This window comes from Candidatus Binatia bacterium (genome assembly GCA_036382395.1).
Lineage (GTDB): Bacteria > Desulfobacterota > Binatia > HRBIN30 > HRBIN30 > JAGDMS01.
Genome location: DASVHW010000315.1, coordinates 1 through 5,038, shown reverse-complemented (window position 1 = coordinate 5,038; position 5,038 = coordinate 1). Strand labels below are relative to the sequence as shown.

Below are 5,038 nucleotides of genomic sequence, written 5' to 3'. Positions count from 1 at the left end.
GGCGCCTCCAGCGCTGGCGTGCAAGTCGTGGAACTAGAGGGAGAAAAAAAATGGGCAGGGAGTGAATTGAACACTCGACACAGGGATTTTCAGTCCCTTGCTCTACCGACTGAGCTACCTGCCCGTAGCATTGAAGTGGCGCGACGAAGGCGGGCGTCCTCGTCGGGCAAAAGCGGCGGGATAGTAGCTGAGTGTGTGGCGATTCGGCAAGCCCGCTGACGTGCTTTTGGATACTTTTGGGGTGGCGGGGCGTTTCAACGGCTCGCCGGAGCGTGCCTGGCCTTCCAAGTACGGGGACTGCCAAGCTGCGGCGCAACGCAGGAGTCGAACCCACGATGTTGGAATTCATGCTGCAGGAAATCCACTCGGCTGGCGAATTTCTCTGCGGCGTGGTCGTCCAACGAGACCGTATGGGAAATGCGCCGTTGAGTTGGCGGTGCGTAGCAAGGGGGCGAAGGAGGAGGACCGTGAACCGCGCCGTGTTAGTTGCCGATGAGAATGTGAATGCGCAGATTATTGCCGAAACCCTGCTGCGCCTTCGCGGGCTCCATGTCCACCTAGCCGGAGACGGAGCTGAAGCCTGCGACATCGTGCGCCGCGAAGACATCGCGGTGATCGTGTTGGATCTGGACCTCCCAGGGATGAATGGGTTCGAGTTCCTGCGTCGGCTGCGGGGTCGGTTTGGATCACTTTCACTTCCGACCAAGCCACGTACCAAGCCACGTATTCTCGCCGTCACCGATCACCAAGAGCCTGAGGTCGCGCGCTTTGCGCTCCGTCTGGGTGCGGATGCCATCCTGCGCAAGCCGCTGGCGCCGGGTCTGTTCATCGAGACGGTGGAGGAATTGATCGGCAGCACGGCACCACAGGCCGAGTGAGGGCCGCACTGGGCAAGTGTTGAGTCGGTCGATTTTCTCTGAAAGCACCCTTCGACAAGCTGCCCATGAACATGCGCGGTCTCCGTCGCCCAGGGCGTTGCCCTGGGCTCATGGATTGCCGCCCCTTCGGGGCTGAGACCACACGGATTGAAATCCTGAAGGACAGCAGCCCCAACGGGGCGGCCATTCATCAGCCCGGGGCATCGCCCCGGGCGGTGACGTCGGGCGTGAGAACGGTTCATGGGCAGGCTCTCGAAGCACGTCTTCGACTTTGTCGACAGGCTCTATTGTTGCAATCGTATGCCGCGTAGGGTCTCCGCAGGCGCAGCCGGCTGCATATACCAGCACTGAACAGCCGCCTTGATTCCGACCGCTCCGACACGCGGAAGTCGCCGGGTCATGGGAGACTGCCTCTCTCGCCCACGACCGCCGGTTGCGCTCTTGAAACAAATTCGCGAAAGGTAGGGCTGCGATGTGGATCGTTCGACTGGCTTTGCGTCGGCCGCTCTCCGTGGCGGTGATGGCCCTGCTGATGCTCGTGCTCGGGGTGCTGTCGTTCGCGCGGATGAACGTCGACATCTTTCCCGCCATTGATCTGCCGGTGGTGCTGGTGGTGTGGAATTACCCCGGCTTGTCGGCCACCGACATGGAGCGCCGCGTGGTATTGCTCAGCGAGCGCGCCTTCTCGACGACGGTCAACGGCATCGAACACCTGGAGTCAGAGTCGTTCGGCGGCATCGGCATGATCAAGGTCTACTTCCACGCGGGCGCTACGACGGCGGGCGCCATCGCACAGATGAACTCGGTGTCCAACACCATCCTGCGCATCTTACCGCCCGGTATACAGGCGCCCAACATCATCGACTATAACGCCGCCAACGTCCCCGTGGCACAGCTCGATGTCGCCAGCGAGACGCTGCCGGAGCAGGCGGTGTTCGACTACGGCTTCAACTTCATCCGACTGAAGCTGTTCACCATCGAAGGCTTGGCGTCGCCTGCGCCCCTGGGCGGCATGAACCGGGCGGTGATGGTCAACCTGCATCCGGCAGACCTCTACGCCAACGGCCTCTCACCACAGGATGTCGGCAATGCCCTCGCCTCGACCAACGTCATCATTCCGACGGGGACGGTGAAGATCGGCGACCGCGAGTACAACGTCCAGTTGAACGGCAGCCCGCTGCGGGTGGAGGACTTCAACCAGTTGCCGCTCAAGGTGGTCGATGGCACGCCCGTGCTGCTCGGCAACGTGGCGCCGGTGACGGACACCCACCAGGTGCAAACCAACGTGGTGCGGGTGAATGGGAAACGGGCTACGTACCTGATGATCATCAAGCATGCGGCGGCATCCACGCTGGCCGTCGTCGATCGGGTGAAGGCGATGATTCCAGAGATTCTGGCGACGGCGCCCCAGGGTCTGCAGGTCGCCCTCAACTTCGATCAATCGCAATTCGTGCGCGCCGCCTTGCGCGACGTCGTACAGGAAGGGGTGACCGCCGCCGTTCTGGTGGCCATCATGGTGCTGGTGTTTCTGGGCTCGGCGCGCAGCATGTTGATCGTCATCGCCTCCATCCCCTTGTCCATTCTGACGGCATTCGTGGCGCTGAAACTCTCCGGCCAGACGATCAACACCATGACGCTGGGCGGCCTGGCGTTGGCGGTCGGTATGCTCGTCGACGACGCCACGGTTGAGATCGAAAACATCCACCGCAACCACGCCATGCATAAGCCTCTGCTGACGGCCATCCTCGACGGCGCGGCGCAGATCGCCATGCCGACCTTCGTCGGGACGCTCGCCATTTGCATCGTCTTCTTCCCGGTCGTCCTCCTGTCCGGCGTCGCCAAGTTCTTGTTCACCCCGCTGGCGTTGGCGGTGGTCTACGCCATGCTCACGTCTTACCTGCTGTCGCGCACGCTGGTGACGACGATGGCCCGTTACCTGTTGCCCGAAACGCACCAGGAGCCCGGAGGCAGGGGCGTCTGGGGGCGCTTCATCCAATCCTTCAATCACCGTTTCGAACGCTTCCGCGAAGCCTACCGCGACGCGTTGGGAGCGTTCATCGCCCGGCGCACGTTGGCGCTGGCGTGCGTGGGACTGCTGGTCGCCGCGTCGTTCCTGCTGTTGCTGGCGGTCGGCGAGGACTTCTTCCCGTCCGTCGATGCCGGCATGATGAAGCTCCACGTCCGCGCCCCGACCGGTACGCGCCTGGAGCGCACCGAGCGCATCGTCGATGAGGTCGAGCGGTCGATTCGCGAGCTGATCCCGCCGGATGAGTTGGCGGGCATCAGCGACAACCTCGGCGTGCCGGTGTCCTACAACCTGGCCTTCTACCAGACGGACAGCATCGGGCCACAGGACGCTGACGTGTTGATCCAACTGCAACCCGAGCATCACCCGACGGCGCGCTACCAGGACAACATCCGCCGCGAGCTCCATCGCAAGTTCCCGGATACCGAAATCTATTTTCAGGCAGCGGACATCATCAGCCAGGTGCTGAACTTCGGGTTGCCCGCGGCCATCGACGCGCAGATCTCCGGTAACAATCTCGATGCCGACTATCAGATCGCCGCGCGGCTCGAAGCCAAGATGGAGCGCATCCCGGGCCTCACCGACGTGCGCATCGCCGAGCCGCTCGACTATCCGACTCTCAAGGTGAACGTCGATCGCGCCCGGGCGCTCGAGCTGGGCATCACCGAGGCGGACGTGGCCTCGAGTCTGCTGACCTCGCTGAGCACGGGCTTCCTGCTGCAGCCCAACCAATGGCTCGACCCCAAGAACGGCGTGAACTACAGCGTGCTTCTGCAAACCCCGCAGCACATGGTGAACTCCATTCAGGCCGTGACCGAGACGCCACTGAGCGGTTCGCAGCTCGATGGCACCAGCGCGCCGCAGCTGCTCGGCAACATCGCCACGGTGACGCAAGGGGTCGAGCCGGCGCTCATCAACCATTACAGCGTGCAGCGGGTGATGGACGTCAACGCCGGCGTGGCCGGACGCGACCTCGGCGGTGCCGCCGCCGCCGTGGCGCGGGCCATCAGCGAGCTCGGCACGCTGCCGCCCGGCGTCAAGATCACCGTCCGCGGACAGAGCCAGGCCATGCGCGAGTCGTTCACCAGCCTCGGGGCGGCGCTGGTGCTGGCGGTCATTCTCGTTTACCTGCTGATGGTGGCCAACTTCCAATCTTGGCTGGAGCCGTTCATCATCTTGCTGGCGGTGCCCGGCGCGCTCGCGGGCGTGCTGTGGATGCTGGTGCTGACGGGTACGACGGTCAACGTCGAATCGCTCATGGGCGCGATCATGGCGGTGGGCGTGGCCGTCGCCAACGGCAACCTGTTGATCACCTTTGCCAACGAGCTGCGTGAAGAGAACTACAGCCCGGTGGCTGCGGCGATTGAAGCGGCCCGCGTCCGTTTACGTCCGATCCTCATGACCGCACTGGCCATGATCCTCGGCATGCTGCCCATGGCGCTGGGTTTCGGCGCCGGCGCCGATCAGAACGCGCCGCTGGGTCGCGCCGTCATCGGCGGCTTGCTGGGCGCGACGTTGACGACTCTTTTCGCCGTGCCCGCGGTGTACTCGATCTTCAGCCGCCACCTCCTGGGCAAGCATCATCGCGATGCCGAAATCGAGGCGCTGGCGCCGTCCAGTGCCGACTACCGGAGCTGAGCCATGCAGGATGATCCGAAGAATTACCGTCCGCGCACACCGGGCAAACTGTTCGTGATCGCGTCGCTGAGCGTCGTGCTGGTCGCCGTCGTGGTGACGGCGGCGCTGGTGCGGGGCCGCGACCTGCGTGTGCAGCGCCAGACTACGGAACTGGAAGAGCAGTTCGCCCAGGGCCGGCGCGTGTTGGTGACGCCCGTGCGTCGCGCCGCACCCAGCCGCACCCTGGAGCTGCCCGCGACAATCCACGGCTTCGTGGAAACACCAATCTACGCCAAGATCGCCGGCTATCTGAAAACGATCAACGTGGATAAGGGCGATCGGGTGACAAGTGGGCAGGTCCTTGCGGTGCTGGAAGCGCCCGAGATCGATCAACAGGTGGCCAACGCGCGCGCCAACTACGATATCCAGGCGCTGACCAGTCAGCGCAACCAGGAGCTGGTGACGCGGGCGCTGATCGCGCGACAGGTTGCCGACGAATCGCGCGCCACCATGCTGC

General features: G+C 63.9%; 3 protein-coding genes and 1 tRNA gene. 3 read left to right on the top strand and 1 reads right to left on the bottom strand.

Annotation, left to right across the window (positions count from 1 at the left end):
- Positions 1-51 precede the first annotated feature (51 nt).
- A tRNA-Phe gene (locus tag VF515_14700) sits at positions 52-124 on the bottom strand.
- 343 nt (positions 125-467) lie between these two features.
- Between VF515_14700 and VF515_14695 the strand changes: the two genes are divergently transcribed.
- The 3 genes from VF515_14695 to VF515_14685 form a co-directional block, all read left to right on the top strand.
- Positions 468-878, top strand: a complete 411-nt coding sequence (locus VF515_14695) for a response regulator (protein ID HEX7408880.1) — start codon at positions 468-470, stop codon at positions 876-878.
- A 472-nt stretch (positions 879-1,350) separates the two neighbouring features.
- The gene (locus VF515_14690) at positions 1,351-4,542 is read left to right on the top strand and encodes an efflux RND transporter permease subunit (GenBank protein HEX7408879.1); all 3,192 of its coding nucleotides are present in this window, start codon (positions 1,351-1,353) and stop codon (positions 4,540-4,542) included.
- A 3-nt stretch (positions 4,543-4,545) separates the two neighbouring features.
- Positions 4,546-5,038: biotin/lipoyl-binding protein (locus VF515_14685; protein ID HEX7408878.1), on the top strand; the 493-nt coding region annotated here is incomplete at its 3' end.

Excerpts from the sequence above, each read along its gene's own strand:
- VF515_14690 (HEX7408879.1), top strand. The coding sequence starts at position 1,351 with ATGTGGATCGTTCGACTGGCTTTGCGTCGGCCGCTCTCCGTGGCGGTG.